The organism is Vandammella animalimorsus, assembly GCF_002285285.1.
Taxonomy (GTDB): Bacteria; Pseudomonadota; Gammaproteobacteria; order Burkholderiales; family Burkholderiaceae_C; genus Lampropedia; species Lampropedia animalimorsus.
Genome location: NZ_NSJF01000001.1, coordinates 745758 through 763177 on the forward strand (window position 1 = coordinate 745758; position 17420 = coordinate 763177).

Below are 17420 nucleotides of genomic sequence, written 5' to 3' on the forward strand. Positions count from 1 at the left end.
GTTCCCAAATCGCTGCCCAGCGGGCAATGAAGCGGATCGGGCGGTCTGCAGCGCATGCGGCAAGCACTGCTGGTCCGGCACAGACTTTCAACTGCGCAGCAACACCGCCTGCAGGCCGGCGCACATGGCCGCCTCGAGCGCCGGGCGGCGCTCGCGCAGCCATTGCAGGCGCTGCGGCGGCAGATCCTGCGGCGCGGTGTGCGCCGGCGCCCAGACCGGCGCGGGGAAATGCCCATCCCACTCATAGCGGGCAATGATGTGCCAGTGCAGGTGCGGCACCACATTGCCCAGCGAGGCCAGGTTCACCTTGTGCGGCGCAATCACCTCGCGCATGGCCCGCTCCACCGCCGCCACGGCCTGCATGCACAGCCACTGCTGCGGCACGGGCAGCTCGCTCCATTCGCGCACGTGCGCCGTCCAGATGATGCGGTAGAAGGCCTCCAGCCCCGGCTCCTGGGCGTGCACCAGGCGCAGCAGGGGATGGGCAAACACCACGCGCCCGCCGCCTTCCTGGCACAGCGCGCAACCGGGCGCGCGCTCGCCGGGCGGCGGCAGCTGCAGCAGTTGCGGCTCAAGGCCCCCAGGGCAAGGGGAAGCAGGCTCTCGGGACTCTCGGGTATCACGCATGGTCATCTTTCAATGAAGCGGCAGGGGTCAGGCGTGCCAAGGCTTTCCGGCCTGCTTCGGTCAAACGGTACTGCTGCAGGCGGCTGTCGGGCTTGTTCGGCACCGTGTAGGCGATCAGGCCCTGCTCGACCAAAGCCTTGATCGTGCGTTTGAGCGCCCCGGTCTTGGTCTTCAGGCCCAGTCCCAGAGCCAAGGCATTGGCAGATGAGGGGCCGGCAGTCAGCAACTGCAATACCCTATCTGACTGGGCCTCTGACTGGGCCTCTGACTGGGCCCCCAGGGGCTCTGGGCCCTGGCGATCGATCTGCATAGGCTCTCGCAGGTAAATGCTCAGACGCAGCCCCGTTGCGATCTCGGTGATGACGGGTTCGGGCAGGCCCTGTTCGGCGGCATCGGCAAAGATGCGGCGCACACCACTGCCCCATTGCTCGATCAGCTGCAACTCACGGAACACGCGGGCAATGACTGGGTTGCGAATCCGGGAGACGCCGTTTTTCATGTCCTCCACCGTCATGCCCGGCAGCAGCAGGCCCGGACTTTCGATGTCGATGCGGTCGTCGAAGAACGCCACACGGATGGGCGTGCCCCGCTGGGAGTAGTCGCTGTGCACGAGCGCGTTGACGATGGCCTCGCGCAACATGCCCAGCGGGATGCTCCAAACGTCCTTGCGGCGCATGGCCCCGAACTGGGCGCTCTTGAAGGCATGTTTTTTCAGAAACAGCTCGATCGCCGTCACCGCATCGGGCAAGTGTTCGTGGATCTCCGTTTGATCGAAAATTTCCACCTTGTCGCGGCCTCGAAAGCGACCACACTGCACCCAGGCATCGGGGAAGTACTGCGCACGTGTTTTGCCGAACAACAGCACTGCCCCTTGCGTGGGCACCAGTCGGCCTTGCTCGTGGCGCAGCAGCTTGAGCGTCGTCAACGCCTTCTCATCCAATATGCGACGAGGCCCGAACCAGCGCTGCGCCGCTTGCAGATCCAGATCCTGCGGGCCCAACTCGGGCATGGGCAACTCGTCGAATACAACGCCTTGCGCAGCTCGGCCCAACTCAGCCACCAGCTCTGGCCCCGCCTGGCGGCTGCTGGAGCCCAGCCGCACATACACACCCTGCTGCGGGCCCAGTGACTTCAAATAATGCGGACGAGAGTTGCTGGGAAAGACCTCGACCACCAGCACCGTTCGCCCGTCAATGCTGGCCAGCTCCACCTGGGGCACCAGACGCGGAGCGATCGAGTCTGCAATCAGATTGCAGATCCGCTCTTCCTCATCGAGCGGCTCGGCCACACCAGTCACCTGGCGCGCGTCATCCACCCCAATCACCAAACGCCCACCGGCCGAATTGGCGAATGCCACCAGTGTCTTGAGCGCATTGCGCGGTGAGCTCAGGTCGCGCTTGAACTCCAGTGTCTTGCCTTCAGGCTGCAGCAGGAGTTGCTCAATGGCCGTGCTCATGCCCGTTGTCCTCGCCCTTGGCCTTCAGCCCGAGGTTTCAACATCGCGAAAGATCTGGGGAAGTTCATCTGTATTTCAGGCCTTGGATGCTGTGCTGGAGGCAGACTGTAATGGATTGGCCTGATTGGATGCGCTTCACAGGCTCTAAGATTGCCCATTTCACACCGAGCATTGTTTTTTGAGCAGGTGCCTGCCGCCACGCCACTTTCTGCCATGCGCCTTCACGACACACCCCCACGGCAAACGCCCAGCATCCAGGTCTTCGAGCGCATGTACGCCATCCTGGATTTTCTGGCCAGCCACGCCCAGGCCATCTCCCTGAAAGAGATCAGCGAGGCCACTGGGCTGCACCCTTCGACCGCGCACCGCATCCTCAACGATCTGGTCATCGGGCGGCTGGTGGAGCGGCCCGAGGCCGGCAGCTACCGCCTGGGGCTGCGCCTGCTGGAGCTGGGCAATCTGGTCAAGGCGCGGCTGAGCGTGCGCGACGTGGCCTTGCCGCTGATGCGCGAGCTGCACCGCAGCACGCAGCAGGCCATCAACCTGTCCATCCACCAGGGCGATGAGATCGTCTACATCGAGCGCGCTTTCAGCGAGCGCTCGGGCATGCAGGTGGTGCGCGCCATTGGCGGCCATGCGCCGCTGCACCTGACATCTACCGGCAAGCTGTTCCTGGCCGCGCAGGAGCCGCACTGGGTGCGCGCCTACGCTGCACGCACCGGCCTGGCAGGCAATACGCGCAACAGCATCACCAAGCTGGACGTGCTCGAGCGCGAGCTGCACCGCGTGCGCCAAAGCGGTCTGGCGCAAGACCGCGAGGAGCTGGAGCTGGGCGTGAACTGCATTGCTGCGGGCATCTACGATGACCAGGGCAAGCTGGTGGCCGGCCTGTCCATCTCCGCGCCCAGCGGCCGACTGGAAGAAAGCTGGGTGCCCAGGCTGCAGACCACGGCCAGCAAAATCTCCGCTGCGCTGGGCCAGCCCGGCCACTGAGTCAGCGCCCGTCAAAACCCCTGCACGGCGGGCAAGCGCGCGGATCGGGGCGATCTGCTTGCGTTGCAAAGCCTCGCCATAGCCGCTGTACTCTGCGCCTTGCGGCCCATCCCAAACCATTTCTTGCCCACTCGCCCCGAGATCTCGCACAGGTTCTGAGCCATGACGCCCACGCCCACCTCAAGCCCTGCCACGCCGGTCGGCGAGCCGCTGCTCGAACAGCTGGCCCGGCAGGCCGCGCACAAAAGCCCCTTCTGGCTGCTCGACCAGCTGCACCAGCAGCTGCAGGCGCAGCAGGCCCAGGGGCCGCTGCAGCCGGCCTGGCAGGGCTGGTGGGATTTGCTGCGCTTTTGCCTGGGCAGGCAGTCCATCGCCCTCTGGCTGGCGCACGAGCGCGCAGCGCTGCAGCGCATCCAGGCCCTGGCCGCGCTGGCCGGGCAGGAGATGCTGGCCGACATCCTCAGCCAGGCACTGCAAGGCCAGGCCCAGCCGCCACTGACCATCACCTTCAGCCAACTCGGCCACGAAGACCTGCACTTCAGCACCCAGGCCACCGAGCAGGAACATTTCGACGGCCAGGACTGGGCCGGCACCGACGCCGCCATCGACCTGCATGGCGAAGCCTTTGCCCACACCGTGGCGCACCTGCTGCGCGATGAATTGGCCCAGCTGCCCTGGCCCGCCGCCATCACTGCCAGCGCCCACGCTACGCTCGCCACTGGCGGCGCGGATGCCCACGCCCCCCAGCTGCAAACGCCACCCCACCCGCAGAGGCTGCAGGGCGATGGCCCCGGCCAGCCGCCAGCCCTGCACGCCATCATCGAAGCGCACCAAGGCCTGGCGCTGCAGGCATTGGCCGATGGCGCCAGCAGCTGGCTACCCATGCAACACCACAGCCAGCCCGCGCCCGAGCCGGATTTGCTGGAGTTCTACCAAGCCCTGTGGGGCGCGCCTCTGAGCAGTCTGCTGGCCGCCTACGCCAGCCACAACGGCGCGCGCCTGTTCTGCCACGGCGATACCGTCGGGCTGGAGCTCTTTGCCATTGAGCAATGGCCCCAGCAACAGGCCCACATGCTGCAAGCGGCGCGCCAGCACGGCTGGCCCGAGCAGCCAGATGCGCTACCCGACTGGCTGCACAGCGCCGTGTGCTTTGCCCAGTGCGGCATGGAGCGCGAATACTGGATCCTGCCCACGCAAGGGCCGCTGGCCGGCTGCGTGCTGCTGTCGGAGACGGACGCCCTCGCCGGCCACCGGCGCTTTGCCGATGCGGCCAGCTTCTTCCAGACCCTGCTGCACGCGCCGGCGCGCATCCTGGGCGCCAGCGGCAATCTGCGCTACCGCAAAGGCGCGGCGCTGCTGGAGCCGCGCGTGCGCGCCACGGCCTTGGGCGGCATGCCGTAGTAGCGCTCAAAGGCGGCGCTGAAGCTGGAGGGATGCTGGTAGCCCACGCGGTAGGCGACGGTGGAGACGTACAGCCCCTGCTCCAGCAGCTCCCGGGCTTTTTCCATGCGGATGGCGGTCAGCATGCGGTAGGCGCTGGTGCCAAACAGCGCCCGAAAGCCCCGCTTGAGCTGGCATTCGCTCAAACCCACGGCCGTGCACAGGTAGCCGATGCTCAGCGGCTGGGCATACTGCTGCATCAGCAGCTCGCGGGCGCGCAGCAGGCGGTCTTGCTCACTGCCGCGCAAACGGCGCGCAGGGGCCGTGGCATTGGCCGTGGCTGCTGCGCCGCTTGGCAGATGCCGCAGCAGCTCGGCCAGCAGGCTGAGGCTGGCGATGTGCCACTGCAAGGGGCTGGGCGCGGGCATGGTCGAATTCACCCCCAGGGATGCGCGGCTTTGCGCGCGCAGGTGCAGCAGGCGCTGGGCCAGATGCTGGGCCGCGCCATCGCTGCGGCCAAAGAACAGCAGCCGCGCCTGCTCGGCCTGCGCCATATCGGCCAGCGCGGCTTGCAGGCCGTACTGGTGCAAGGCGCGCTCCTGCACCAGCAGGCGCAACTGGCGGGTGGTCTGCCCGGCGGGGAAATGCCTTTGCCCCTGCACGTGGGCAAAGGCGCTGATGGTGCTGTGCCCGCTGGCGAAGTCAAAGCGCTGGCCTGCGCCATCGAGGGTGAAGGAATGCCCTTGCAGGCCCAGCGTCAAGATCAGCACGCGCCCGGCGTGGGATTGCTCGCTGCGCTGCACCAGATCGCGGCGGGGCGCGTAGTGCGAATAGGCCAGCGTCAGCCCATCGGCCACGGGCAGGAACTCGCTGTAGCACTCGCCCGCCTGTGGCGGCAGCGCCTGGCGCTGCCAGCCGCGCGCCCTGGCCGCGCCGTCTGGGCTGGTGATGGCGTTGTCTTCGATGGGCCTTGCGGCGCTGGCGGTTGCGGCGGGTTCTGGCATGGCGTCGTCCTTGGCTTGTGGCTTTGGGTGCCTGAGCCTTGGCACGCGGGAGCCTGACAGTCCGGATTGCCTATGTCTTGCTCCGGAATGCCTATGTTTTGAATGAGAGCAATTCTCACAAAAAATTTACAGTGCCCAGGCACAAAAACGCCTTTCGGAGCACGACATGAGAACCCGTTTTTCCCGCTGGCCCAGCGCCCTGCCGCTGGCGCTGGCCTTGCCTGCCACAGCCCTGGCCCAGGGCGCGGCTGCCCCGGCGCAGTTGCCCGCCATCATCGTCACCGCCGACAAAACGCCGCAGGCGCTGGAGCAAACGCCCGCCAGCGTGGCCGTGCTCGATGCGCTGGACGTGCAGGCCGACAACCTGCACAGCCTGAGCCAGCTCGAAGGGCGTGCGCCGGGCCTGTCCTTCCAGCCCTTTGGCCAGGCGGGCCTGAATGCGCCAGTGCTGCGCGGGCTGACGGCCAACTTCAACAGCTTTGCCACCTCGGCGCTGCTCCTGGTCGATGGCGTGCCCACGCCCACGGCGCAGGGCTTTGAGGACGCGCTGCTGGATGTGGCGCGCATCGAAGTGCTGCGCGGCCCGCAATCGACGCTGTACGGGGCCAACGCCCAGGCCGGGGTGATCGCCATCCACAGCCAACCCATCGATGGCACGCCGCGCACCCGCGTGGCCGCCGAGCTGGGCAGCCGCAATTTGCGGCGCGCGCAGTTCGCGCTCAGCCGGCCTGTGGTCGAGGGCCAGCTTTACGCCAGCATCGCCGCCAGCGCCATGCGCCAGCAGGGCTTCATCCGCAACCAGCACACGGGCGGGCGGGACGACGCACGCCAAAACAGCCAGCTGAAGCTGGGCCTGCGCTGGACGCCCACGGCCCACACCGAGGCCGTGCTGCGCTACGCGCGACAGGACTACGACGACGGCGCCAACCGCTGGGGCAGCCCGCGCCAGCCGCGCGCGCAGGTGGCCTCGGGCACGCCCGGCTGGAACCGCTCAGGCGGGCAATCGCTGTCGCTGCACGCCACGCACGATGGGCGCGCGGGCCTGCGCTGGCATGCCATCACGGCCTGGAGCCGTTTTTCCGACCACACGCAGCAGGACACGGACTTCGGCCCGGCCGATGCACTGCACGTCGGCCGCGACAACCGGCTGCGCACGCTCTCGCAGGAATTGCGGCTGGAAGGCCAGCTGGGCCAGGCCCAATGGCTGGGCGGCCTCTACCTTGCGCAAGACCGCCACCGCCTGCACTACCGCAGCCAGCGCATGGGCCAGCTCGACCAGCCGCGCTCGCAGATGAACAAGCGCACGCTGGCCTGGTTCACGCACTGGAGCCTGCCTTTGAGCGAGCGCTGGAGCCTGGCCGCTGGCGCACGCATCGAGCAGCAGCGCGCCCGCATCACGCCGCAGGGCCAGGCGGCGCGGCAGCAGTCTTGGCGCCACCTCTCGCCCAAACTGGCGCTGCAATACCAACTGCGGCCACAGCAGCAGTGGTATGCCAGCGTCAGCCGGGGCGTGCGCAGCGGCGGCTTCAATGCCTTGTCGGTGGCCACCGACCACGCGCCCTTCGCGCCGGAGACGAGCTGGTCCTACGAAACTGGCCTCAAGGGCTGGGCGCTGGACAAGCGCCTGCGCTACACACTGGCGCTCTACCACATGCGCATCGGCGACATGCAGGTGATGCAAATGCCCAGGCCGGGCTTCATGTACCTGACCAATGCCGCCAGCGCGCGCTCCCAGGGGCTGGAGTGGGATCTGGACTATTTGCTCGGCGGGGGCTGGCAACTCAAGGCCGGGCTGGCCGCCAACCGCACGCGCTTTGCGCGCTTCGTCGATGGCGCAGCCGACTACAGCGGCCGGCGCAATCCCTTTGCGCCGCGCCTGAGCGGCCATGCCAGCCTGCGCTACGACGCGCCGCAGGGCTGGTACGCCCAAGCCGGCCTGACGGGCAGCAGCAAGGTCTATCTGGATGCCGCCAACCGCCACCAGCGCCGTGGCCACGTGCTGCTCAACCTGGCTGCCGGCTACCAGCGCGGCCCGTGGGAGATCAGCGCCCATGTGCGCAATGCCGGCAACACCGCCTACGACGCCGTGGGCTATCAGAACGGCTTTGTCACCGTCTACAGCCCGCCGCGCGAAATCGGCCTGCGCCTGAGCTGGCAGCATTGAGGCGCGCGATGTCCTGGCATGCCCCTTTGCACAACAACCCCTTGCCATCGCTGTGGGCCATGGCCGCCGCCCCCATGCAGGCCAACGCACTGGAGCAGGCGCTGGAGCTGGGCCTGCTGCCCCTGCTGCGCCAGCCCCTGCCAGCCGATGCCGTGGCCCAGCGCCTGGCGCTGGCCCCCAAGGCCACTGCCTTGTGGCTGGAGCTTTTGTGGAGCATGGGCTGGCTGGCCCGGCACGAGCGCGCCGCCCAGCCTGGCGCGCCGCTGTACGTGGCATCGCCCCAGGCGCAGCGCTGGCTGACCGAGGGCAGCGGCGAGAACATCGCCCAGGCCTGGTTGTTTCGCATGCGCTTTCTGCGCCAGTTCGCCGCGCAATGGCCTGCGCTGCTGCGCCACGGCGGCAACGCCCCCGCTGCCGCGCCCGCGCCCTTGACCACCTGGGGCGAAGCCGCGCGCCAGCACATCGCGCAAGAGCAGCAGGCCATCACCGCGCCGGCCGCCCTGGCCTTGCTCGACACCCTGCCCGCGCTGCCCGGGCGCGGCCACTTTCTCGACCTGGGCGGCGGGCCGGGCTGGGTTGCCATCGCCCTGGCGCAGCGCCTGCCCGGCTGGCAGGGCACGGTGTGCGACCAGGCCGAAGCGGTGACCGTGGCACAGGACAACATTCAGGCCGCGGGCCTCGCCACCCGGCTGCGCGCCCAAGCCTGTGATCTGAATGAGGACTTTCCCGCGTTGGCGGGGGAAGAGGGCTACGGCCTGATCTGGTGCTCGGCCCTGCTGCACTTTCTGCGCGATCCCTTGGCGCTGCTGCGTCAGGCCCGCGCCGCACTCCGGCCCGGTGGCCTGTTGCTGCTGGCCCATGCCGAACAGACCCGCCACGCCGAACTGGCGGCCCAAACCCTGCCCTTTTACGGCCCCCTGGCCCTGCGCGGCCAATACCTGCCGCAGGAAGGCGAAATCCCCCGCCTGATGGCGCAGGCAGGCCTGACGGACATCCAAACCCTGGGCCTGGCTGCCTTGCCCATGGCCCCGGTCTGGGTACATGCAGGCCGCGCCCCTCTGAGCTGAAATCCCATGCACACACGGCAAACGCACACGCCATCGCGCCGCTGGTGGCCGCAGCAAGGGCTGATCGGCTGGCTCAACCTGGCGCTGACCGCGCCCACCGTCTATCTGTTCATCGGCCTGCCGCTGGTGCTGCGCCAGCACGGCTGGAGCGGCACCGACATCGGCCTGCTGCAACTGGCCGGCCTGCCCGCCATGCTGAAATTCGCCCTCGCCGCCCCCATCGACCGTTGGCCTTTGCGCTTGGGCCGTGCCGCTGTCCGGGGTGGCGCTGACCGGAGCGATGCTGACCGGCACTGCGCAGTCAACTACCGCAACTGGGCCCTGGCGCTGGGCCTGGCCTACGCCGCCGCGCTGCTGGCGCTGGCGCTGCACCCGCTGCACAACACCACACCCCAAACCCTGTTCGCCCTGCTCATGCTTGCCAGCCTGCTGGGCACCTGGGCCGACGTGCCCATCAACGCCCTGGCCATCCGCATCCTGCCCCCATCCGAGCACACCCGCGCGGGCGCCATCCGCTCGGCCGCCACCTCGCTGGGCGCCATCGCAGGCGGCGGTCTGATGCTGGTGATGCGCGTCCGGCTGGGCTGGTTCTGGCCCTTTGCCACATTGGCCGCCGCCATGCTCGTCGGCATGCTGGCCCTGCCCTGGCTGCCGCTGCGCGCCCAAGCAGCGCCCGCAGCGCCACAAGCCCACGCCCCAGTCCGTTTGAAAGAAGTGCTGGCCTACTTCCAGCCCGCGCCGCGCCGGGCCTGGGCGCTGCTGCTGCTGTGCTATTTCCCCGCCGTGGGCGCTGGCTGGGTGTATCTCAAGCCCCTGTTGCTCGATCAAGGCTTTGCCGAAGAACACATCGCCTGGGGCGTTGGCGTGGCCGGCGGCCTGCTCAGCGCCCTGGCCAGCCTGGCCAGCGCACACCTGACCCACCGGATGGGCGTGCGCCGCACCCTGCCGCTGTTTGCTGGCTTCAACCTGCTGGCCATGGCCGCTCTGGGCACTGCCGTGGCCACCGGCCTGGGCAAACCGGCCCTGTTGGCCGCCGCCGCTGCGTTGGCCATGGCCATGGGCGCCAGCGCAGCGCTGCTGTTCGGCCTGATGATGCGCCACACCCGTGCGCCGCTACAGGCGCTGGACTACGGCATCCAGTCCAGCCTGTTCATCAGCGCCCGCTCGCTGGCGCCGCTGCTGGCCGGCCTGCTGCTCGACCGCATGGGCTACGGCGCCATGCTGGTCGCACTGACAGCCTGGCTGGCCCTGGTCTGCGCGCTGAGCTGGCGGCTGCGCGATGCGATCGCAGGCAATGGCTGAGGCTCTGTGCTTTGGCGTCAAGCTGCTGCAAGCTCTCAAGCTGCCTCACAACAGCATCTACAAGGACATCAGCGCCCGCAAACTGCTGGCGCTGAAAGTGCTCCCGTAGCCATTGGAATGCTCTAACGTGCGGCATCCATACACCTGTTCATACGATGCAGACGAGAGGGGCAGCCCTTTGATGCAAAATGCAAGTCATTTGCAATACGGCATTCCGCAGGCCCGCCCTGCCGGGGTGCCGGACTGCCGGAACACCCCGGATTGGAGCCTTGCCGCATGTCGTGCGCCCCTGATGCCTTGTCTGCCTCCGCTGCTGCGGCCACGGCCAGCGACAGCGAGCCCTTGCTGCCGTTTGACTGCATGCAGCGCAATCTGGGGCGCTGGCTGCCGGTCAGCGATGTGGCCGGCGGGCGGCGCGAGGCGCGCAGCGTGTTCGCCGAGAGCGCCATGCGCGGCTGCGCGGGCCTGGCGGAGATGCCCGGCGGCCTGGCGCTGTGCAGCTTTCACATGCAGACGCCCAAAGGGGTTTGTTTCAAGCCCGCAGAGCAGCCCGATGCCTGCGCCCTCACCCTGTTCTACCCGATTGCTGGCGGCATGAGCTGGCGCGACAGCAGCGGGCAGCGCGAGCACATGGATGGCGAGGGCGCGATGTACTGGGGCTGCGGCGTGGCCGATTGCCAGAGGGGTCAGCTTGTTCACCCCGGCACGGTGCGTTACGTGGCATTGGCCTTGCCGCATACCGCCTTGCTGCACTGGCTGGCCCAGCCCGAAGGGCACTTGGCCGAGCAGCGCCTGCTGCATTGCCTGCGGCACCGCAATGATTTGCAGCCCATCAACGCCCTGCCCATGAACGCGGCCATGCGGCGCGACGCCGCCCGCCTGCTGGCCCTGCACATGGCCTGGCAGGGCAGCAGCGGGCCAGGCAGCGCGCCGGGCATGACCCTGGCGCACAGCCTGCAGCTCGAAGGGCTGGCCCTGGGCCTGCTGGGGCAGTGGCTGGCCCTGCCCGATGCGCACGCGCACAGCCCCTTGCACGCGCGCCAGCGCCGCGCCGTGGATGAGGCGCTGGACATCATCCACGCCGAATACGCCCAGCCCCTTTCCATCCACACGCTGGCGCGACGCATCGGCACCAATGAGTGCTATCTGAAGCGCGACTTCAAGGCCCGCACCGGCCTGGGCGTGGCCGCTTACCTGCGCCAGTTGCGCATGCAGCAGGCCGCGGCCTTGCTGGAAGAAGGGCGCTTGAGTGTGCAGGAGGTGGCCCGCCACGTGGGCTATGCCAGCGCCAGCCGCTTTGCCCGCGCCTTTGCGCAGGCGCACGGCCACCTGCCCTCCAGCCTGCGCGAGCGCACATCCTGACGCCTGATTAATTTCCCGTCCGGGCCAGCCGTTTCCCGTTTTGGCGATGGCAAGTCAACAAAAATGACTTGCATTCAAACATTGCACCCGCCTTCTTCGTGAAGGGACAAGGAGACTGCCGTGCCCCCTCTTCAGCCCTGGCCCCCGGGCCGTGTTTGCCCTTCTCTGGCCGCCGCCCTGCTGGCCTGCGCCGCACTGCCTGCCGCGGGGCAGGCGCCGGCCGCCCCTGCCGGTGCGGAGGACGCCACCACCCTGCCCGCCGTGACCGTGCAGGCCCGCCGCAGCGCCGAGCAGGCGCGCGACCTGCCTTTGACGGTGCAGGCCGTGGATGAGGTTGAGCTGGAGGAGCGCCGCCTCAACCATCTGGAGGATCTGCTGCGCGGCACGCCGGGCGTGGAGGTCAACACCTGGGGCGGCGCCAGCAACGCCAACGTGCGCATACGCGGCATCGGCTCGCTTTACCAGTCAGGGCCGGACGACACGTCCGTGGTCGTCGATGTGGATGGCGTTCCCACCAGCGCGGGCAACGCAGCGCTGGGCTTGCTCGATGTGGAACAGGTCGAAGTGCTCAAAGGCCCGCAAAACGCCCTGTTTGGCCGCAGCAGCAGCGCGGGCGCGATCAACATCCACACCCGCCGCCCCGTGCTGGGCCACACCGGCGGCCACGCCCGCGCCGAAGCGGGCAGCGGCCACCAGCATCTGGCCGAAGGCGCGTTCAATCTGCCGCTGGGCCAGCGCGCCGCCGCCCGTCTGGCCCTGCGCCACAACGCGCAGGACTACGACTACGTGAACCTGAACACGGGCAAGCCCGTCTCGCGTCCGCGCGACTTGAGCTGGCGCGCCAGCTTGCTGTGGCAGCCGCAGGCCGCTACCGAGGTCGTGCTGCGCGCCAGCGGCCACGACGCCCGGCGCTATCAGGGATCCATGCTGCTGCGCCCTTATGGCGATCCGCCGGGCCAGAGCCTGAGCCGCGACGGGCTGATCGACGACAACCGCCGCCAGATCGGCCAATACGCCGTGCAATTGCAGCACGATCTGCCCTGGGCGCGGCTGACGGCGGCCAGCAGCCATGAGCGCACGGACAGCGATGTCATCAACATGACCGGCAGCGAAGTCGTCCTGCCCATGCTCGGCGTGAACATGGAGTTGCCCCAGCGGGTGCTGGAAGACGGCACGAACTGGAACCACGACCTGCGCCTTGCCTCGCTGCCGGGCAGCCGCACCTTCTGGGTCGCGGGCCTGAACCACTATCGGAGCGGCCGCCGCTACATGCAAAGCCACCCTGGCGGCCTGTTCGACCACGACATGGACACCCGCGCCAGCGCCATTTATGGCGAAGCCACCTGGCCGCTGGGCCGGCAGCTCAAGCTCACCACCGGCCTGCGCCACACGCGCGAGCGCAAAAACTACGACGCTCTCTACAGCCCGCGGGGCTTTGCCACCACATCCGACAGCCGCAGCCTGAGCGATGGCCTGAGCACCGGCCGCCTGGGCCTGGGCTGGGCCGCCAGCGCGCAAACCAATGTCTACCTGACCTACGCACGCGGCGCCAAGGCAGGCGGCTTCAACGAATACGCCACGCAGGTAGCCGATGGCGTGCCCTACCTCAGCAGCAAGGTGGACACGCTGGAGCTGGGCGCCAAGAACGAGCTGGCAGGCGGCCTCCTGCACCTGAACGCGGCGCTGTTTGCCAGCCGCGTCAAGAACGACCACCTGATCGCTTTCAACCCCGGCACCCTGGCCAACCAGTACATCAGCGCCGACACCCGCAGCCAGGGGCTGGAGCTGGATGCGCAGTGGCGCGCTGGCGGCGGCTTGAGCTTCAGCGGCGCGCTGAGCTGGATCAAGGGCGACATCCGCCGCGACGTCATCACCAACACCCCGGCGGGCGACGTGCACGCGGGCAACCGCCTGCCCGACGTGCCGCGCCTGTCTGCCCTGCTGGGCGTGCAGTGGCAGCGCGCGCTGCCTGCCTTCTGGGGCCTGCGCTCGCCCGTGCTCAACGCGCGCATGACGCTGCGCCACGTGGGCAAACGCGCCGCCGATGTGCAAAACAGCTTTGACCTGGACAGCTACAACAAAGTGGACCTGCGCCTGGGCGTGGTCAGTGGCAACACCGAGCTGTACCTGTGGGGCGACAACCTGCTGGACGAGCGCTACGACCTTTTCGGCTACCAGATCAGGCCCGGCCTGCAAGCGGGCATGCCCGCGCGCGGGCGCAGCTTCGGCGTCGGGCTGACGCACCACTTCTGATCTCATCAAGCTTCATCAAGCCAGACTGGATTTGACCCAGCAGCCCAGGTGCGCAAGCAGATGGGCTTGTGATCGCAACAAACTTCTTGCCCGCCCATGAGCCAAGCGTCTGAGTCCGCCGTACCTGCCGCGCCCGCCGCTTCTGATCAGCCGCCCGCCACGGACAGCCCCTGGCGCATCATGGCCCCGGTGCGCGAGCGCGTGGGGCTGGCCATGGCGCTGGCCTGCGCCTCGGCGGCGCTGGGCGTGGGAGCGCTGGCCTGTCTGGCGCTGGCGCTGCGTGCGCTGCTGCTGGCGCCGGGGCAGTGGCCCTGGGCGCCCATGCTGGCGCTGGCGCTGTGCACGGTGGCGGCCTTCGTGCTGCGGCTGCTGGCCTTTGACGTGTCGCACCACGCGGCCTTCCGGCTGGAGGTGCTGCTGCGCACGCGGCTGGCGGCGCACCTGGCGCGGCTGCCGCTGGGGCGGGCACAGGCGCTGGGCGCGGGGCCGGTGGCCAAGGTGATGCACGACGACGTGCAGGCGCTGCACGTGTTCGTGGCCGATTCCACGCCGCTGCTCGCGCGGGCCTGCGCCGCGCCGCTGGCGGCGCTGGCGGCCCTGCTGTGGCTGGACTGGCGGCTGGCGCTGGCGGCGCTGGCCGTGCCCGCGCTGGGCTTTGCGCTGATGGCGCTCGTCGTCGGCGGCAGCCGCGAGGTGAGCGCGCGCTACAACGCCGCGCGCGAGCAGGTGGCCGCGGCCATCGTCGAGTTCGTGCAGGCCATGCCGGTGGTGCGCACCTTTGACACGGGCAGCGCCAGCTTCGGGCGCTACCAGGCGGCGCTGGCGGCCTACCGGCAGGTGCTGCGGCACTGGTACGCCAGCGTGCGCTTCGTGGCGCGCTTTTCGATCGCCATTCTCTCCATGCTGCCCACGCTGGCGGTGCTGCTGGGGCTGGGCGCGTGGCTGCTGGCCGGCGGCAGGCTGACATTCGATGTGTGGGTGGCGGCGCTGCTGCTGGGCGCGGGGCTGGCCGAGTCGCTGATGCCGCTGATGAGCCTGCACCACTTGATCGAAAAGGCCAAGCTGAGCGTGGGCCGCATCCAGCGCCTGCTGGACGAGCCGCCCCAGCCCGAAGTGGCCGCGCCGGGCGCGCAGCCGCAGGATGCCAGCGTGGTGTTTGACAACGTGCATTTCCGCTACGAAGCAGGCGGCGCGCCCGCGCTGCAAGGGGTGAGCTTCACGGCACCGGCAGGCCGGGTGACGGCGCTGGTGGGCCCGTCGGGCGCGGGCAAAAGCACGGTGGCGCGGCTGATTCCGCGCTTTTGGGATGTGAGCGCGGGCCGCGTGCTGGTGGGCGGCGCGGACGTGCGCGAGATGCGGGCCGACACGCTGATGCAGCAGGTGGCCTTCGTGTTTCAGGACACCTTTCTCTTTGCCGGCAGCATCGCCGACAACATCCGCCTGGGCTGCCCCGAGGCCAGCATGGACGCGGTGATGGCCGCCGCCCGCGCGGCGCAGGCGCACGACTTCATCATGGCGCTGCCACAGGGCTACGACAGCCCGGCGGGCGAGCGCGGCGTGCAGCTCTCGGGCGGCCAGCGCCAGCGCATCACCATCGCCCGCGCCATCTTGCAGGGCCGCCCCATCCTGGTGCTGGACGAGGCCACTGCCTTTGCCGATCCCGAGAACGAGGCCGCGCTGGTGCAGGCGCTCGCAGCCCTGATGCGGGGCAAGACCGTGCTGCTGGTGGCGCACCGCCTGGCCACCGTGCAGGACGCCGACCAGATCCTGGTGTTTGACCAGGGCCGATTGCTGGAGCAGGGGCGGCACGCGGCGCTGCTGGCGCGCGGCGGGCGCTACGCCCGCCTGTGGCACAGCTGGGAGCAGGCGCAGGGCTGGCGCCTGCCAGGGGGGCAGGCATGAACGCCCCTGCACGCTTGCCCACCCGCTCCTCCACCCGGCCCCCAACCCGGTCTTGGCGCGCCACCTGGCGGCTGCTCATCGACAGCGCCGCGCCCCATGCGCACGCGCTGCGGCGCAGCCTCTTGATGCTGGCCGCCGCCGCCGTGCTGCAAGGGCTGGCACTGGCGCTGATGCTGCCCATCTTCAGCGCGCTGCTGTCAGCGACGCAGGGCCGCATGGCTGGCGCGCAGGCGCTGGCGGCGGCGCTGCCCTGGCTGCTGGGCTTTGGGGCGCTGGCGCTGGCCGCGCTGGCGCTGCGCTGGCGGGCGCAGTGGTTCGACTACGGCGGCCAGCAGGCCGACGCCGTGCACCGCCTGCGCAGCCTGGCGGGCGAGCAGCTGCGCCGCATGCCGCTGCTGCAACTGCAGCAAAAACGCGCGGGCGAAATGGGCGCGGCCCTGCTGGGCAACGTGGACGAGGGGCTGAACTACACCATCACCATCGCCACGCTCATCACCCAGTCGGCGCTGACGCCGCTGGCCGCCGCGCTGGGCGTGCTGGCCTGGGACTGGCGGCTGGGCCTGGCCCTGCTGCTGGTGTTTCCGGCGCTGATACCGCTGTACCGCTGGCGGCGGCCCGCCTTCGGGCGCGGCATGCGCGCGCTGGCCGAGGCCAACGCGCAGTGCAGCGGCGACGTGCTGGAGTACGCCCAGGGCCTGGCCGTGCTGCGCGCGGCGCGCTGCACCGGCGCGCGCGCCGCGCGCCTGCAAGAGAGCTTCGAGCGGCTGGAGCGCATGCAGGCGCTGGGGCAGAAAAAAGGGCTGCGGCCCAACCTCATCATCAGCAGCGTGGTGGAGCTGTCGCTGCTGCTGGTCATGGCGGCGGGGGTGAGCTGGGCCGTGCGCGGGCAGATGGACCTGGCCGTGCTGGCCGCCGTGGCCGTGATGCTGGCGCGCTTTGGCGAGCCGCTCTCGACCGTGGTGTCGATGACGGCCATCGTGGAACTCATCGAAACCGGGCTGGAGCGCATCCACGCCCTGCTGGCCGTGCCGCCGCTGCCGCAGGCCGCGCCCGCGCAGGCGCCCACGGCCTTCGACATTGCCTTTGAGAACGTGGACTTCGCCTACGCCGACGGCGCCCCGCCCGTGCTGCAAGGCTTTTGCGCCCGCCTGCCCGCGCGCGGCATGACGGCGCTGGTCGGCCCCTCGGGCGGGGGCAAGACCACCATCACCCGCCTGCTCATGCGCCATGCCGACCCGCAGGCCGGCCGCGTGTGCATTGGCGGGGTGGACGTGCGCCACATTCCGCCCGAGGCGCTGGGGCGGCTGGTTTCCGTCGTTTTCCAGGACGTGTACCTGTTCAACGACAGCGTGCTGGCCAACATCCGCATGGCCCGCCCCGAAGCCAGCGAAGACGAAGTGCGCCAGGCCGCCCGCGCCGCGCAGTGCCTGGACTTCATCGAGCGCCTGCCCCAGGGCTGGCACACCCGCATCGGCGAAATGGGCGCCAGCCTCTCGGGCGGCGAGCGCCAGCGCATCAGCATCGCCCGCGCCCTGCTCAAAAACGCGCCCATCGTCGTGCTGGACGAACCCACCGCCGCGCTCGATACCGAAAGCGAGCTGGCCGTGCAGCGCGCCATCGAGGCGCTGGTGCGCGAGCGCACCGTGATCGTCATCGCCCACCGCCTCTCCACCATCGCCGGGGCCGGGCAAATCATCGTCATCGACCAGGGCCACGCCCTGGAGACCGGCACGCACGCCGAACTGCTGGCCAAAAATGGCCGCTACGCCGCCCTCTGGCGCGCCCAGCAAGGAGCCAGGCAGTGGCGGGCCTGAGGGGGCCTGAGGGCCTGTTCAAAGTCTCCGAGCCGCGCCATCACGCTGCAGGAGGTTCGGCAGCGGATGGTGCGCGTTATCAAGGTGATGGCCAGC

General features: G+C 69.4%; 12 protein-coding genes. 9 read left to right on the top strand and 3 right to left on the bottom strand.

What is annotated here, in order from left to right; translation table 11 throughout:
* Positions 1–87 precede the first annotated feature (87 nt).
* Both CK620_RS03165 and CK620_RS03170 read right to left on the bottom strand, forming a co-directional pair.
* Complete coding sequence (locus CK620_RS03165; RefSeq protein ID WP_095549129.1) at positions 88–627, bottom strand: HIT family protein; 540 nt, start codon at positions 625–627, stop codon at positions 88–90.
* Positions 620–2083 carry an AlbA family DNA-binding domain-containing protein gene (locus CK620_RS03170; protein WP_095549017.1) on the bottom strand — a complete coding sequence of 488 codons (1464 nt, stop codon included), beginning with the start codon at positions 2081–2083 and terminating at the stop codon, positions 620–622. Before CK620_RS03170 ends, CK620_RS03165 begins: the two co-directional genes overlap by 8 nt.
* A gap of 213 nt (positions 2084–2296) precedes the next feature.
* Between CK620_RS03170 and CK620_RS03175 the strand changes: the two genes are divergently transcribed.
* A complete protein-coding gene (locus CK620_RS03175; protein WP_095549130.1) occupies positions 2297–3076 on the top strand; it encodes an IclR family transcriptional regulator in 780 nt (259 codons plus the stop codon).
* A 162-nt stretch (positions 3077–3238) separates the two neighbouring features.
* Complete coding sequence (locus tag CK620_RS03180) at positions 3239–4477, top strand: hypothetical protein (RefSeq protein ID WP_095549018.1); 1239 nt, start codon at positions 3239–3241, stop codon at positions 4475–4477.
* Here CK620_RS03180 and CK620_RS03185 read toward each other — a convergent pair.
* A complete protein-coding gene (locus CK620_RS03185) occupies positions 4411–5460 on the bottom strand; it encodes an AraC family transcriptional regulator (protein WP_095549019.1) in 1050 nt (349 codons plus the stop codon). The genes CK620_RS03180 and CK620_RS03185 overlap by 67 nt on opposite strands.
* A 166-nt stretch (positions 5461–5626) precedes the next feature.
* Between CK620_RS03185 and CK620_RS03190 the strand changes: the two genes are divergently transcribed.
* The 7 genes from CK620_RS03190 (at position 5627) to CK620_RS03220 (ending at position 17324) form a co-directional block, all read left to right on the top strand.
* Positions 5627–7624, top strand: a complete 1998-nt coding sequence (locus CK620_RS03190) for a TonB-dependent receptor (RefSeq protein WP_095549020.1) — start codon at positions 5627–5629, stop codon at positions 7622–7624.
* Between the two features lie 8 nt (positions 7625–7632).
* Positions 7633–8691, top strand: a complete 1059-nt coding sequence (locus tag CK620_RS03195) for a class I SAM-dependent methyltransferase (protein ID WP_095549021.1) — start codon at positions 7633–7635, stop codon at positions 8689–8691.
* Positions 8692–8697: 6 nt separating this feature from the next.
* Positions 8698–9993, top strand: a complete 1296-nt coding sequence (locus tag CK620_RS03200) for an MFS transporter (protein WP_095549022.1) — start codon at positions 8698–8700, stop codon at positions 9991–9993.
* 276 nt (positions 9994–10269) lie between these two features.
* A complete protein-coding gene (locus tag CK620_RS03205; protein WP_095549023.1) occupies positions 10270–11355 on the top strand; it encodes a helix-turn-helix transcriptional regulator in 1086 nt (361 codons plus the stop codon).
* Positions 11356–11475: 120 nt separating this feature from the next.
* The gene (locus CK620_RS03210; RefSeq protein WP_095549024.1) at positions 11476–13608 is read left to right on the top strand and encodes a TonB-dependent receptor; all 2133 of its coding nucleotides are present in this window, start codon (positions 11476–11478) and stop codon (positions 13606–13608) included.
* Positions 13609–13704: 96 nt separating this feature from the next.
* Complete coding sequence (locus CK620_RS03215; protein ID WP_420894196.1) at positions 13705–15510, top strand: ABC transporter ATP-binding protein; 1806 nt, start codon at positions 13705–13707, stop codon at positions 15508–15510.
* Positions 15507–17324 carry an ABC transporter ATP-binding protein gene (locus tag CK620_RS03220; protein ID WP_095549025.1) on the top strand — a complete coding sequence of 606 codons (1818 nt, stop codon included), beginning with the start codon at positions 15507–15509 and terminating at the stop codon, positions 17322–17324. The genes CK620_RS03215 and CK620_RS03220 overlap by 4 nt, the downstream gene beginning before the upstream one ends.
* Positions 17325–17420: the final 96 nt, after the last annotated feature.

Excerpts from the sequence above, each read along its gene's own strand:
- CK620_RS03185 (WP_095549019.1), bottom strand. The coding sequence starts at position 5,460 with ATGCCAGAACCCGCCGCAACCGCCAGCGCCGCAAGGCCCATCGAAGAC.
- CK620_RS03215 (WP_420894196.1), top strand. The coding sequence starts at position 13,705 with ATGAGCCAAGCGTCTGAGTCCGCCGTACCTGCCGCGCCCGCCGCTTCT.
- CK620_RS03200 (WP_095549022.1), top strand. The coding sequence starts at position 8,698 with ATGCACACACGGCAAACGCACACGCCATCGCGCCGCTGGTGGCCGCAG.
- CK620_RS03175 (WP_095549130.1), top strand. The coding sequence starts at position 2,297 with ATGCGCCTTCACGACACACCCCCACGGCAAACGCCCAGCATCCAGGTC.
- CK620_RS03220 (WP_095549025.1), top strand. The coding sequence starts at position 15,507 with ATGAACGCCCCTGCACGCTTGCCCACCCGCTCCTCCACCCGGCCCCCA.
- CK620_RS03170 (WP_095549017.1), bottom strand. The coding sequence starts at position 2,083 with ATGAGCACGGCCATTGAGCAACTCCTGCTGCAGCCTGAAGGCAAGACA.
- CK620_RS03205 (WP_095549023.1), top strand. The coding sequence starts at position 10,270 with ATGTCGTGCGCCCCTGATGCCTTGTCTGCCTCCGCTGCTGCGGCCACG.
- CK620_RS03195 (WP_095549021.1), top strand. The coding sequence starts at position 7,633 with ATGTCCTGGCATGCCCCTTTGCACAACAACCCCTTGCCATCGCTGTGG.
- CK620_RS03180 (WP_095549018.1), top strand. The coding sequence starts at position 3,239 with ATGACGCCCACGCCCACCTCAAGCCCTGCCACGCCGGTCGGCGAGCCG.
- CK620_RS03190 (WP_095549020.1), top strand. The coding sequence starts at position 5,627 with ATGAGAACCCGTTTTTCCCGCTGGCCCAGCGCCCTGCCGCTGGCGCTG.
- CK620_RS03165 (WP_095549129.1), bottom strand. The coding sequence starts at position 627 with ATGCGTGATACCCGAGAGTCCCGAGAGCCTGCTTCCCCTTGCCCTGGG.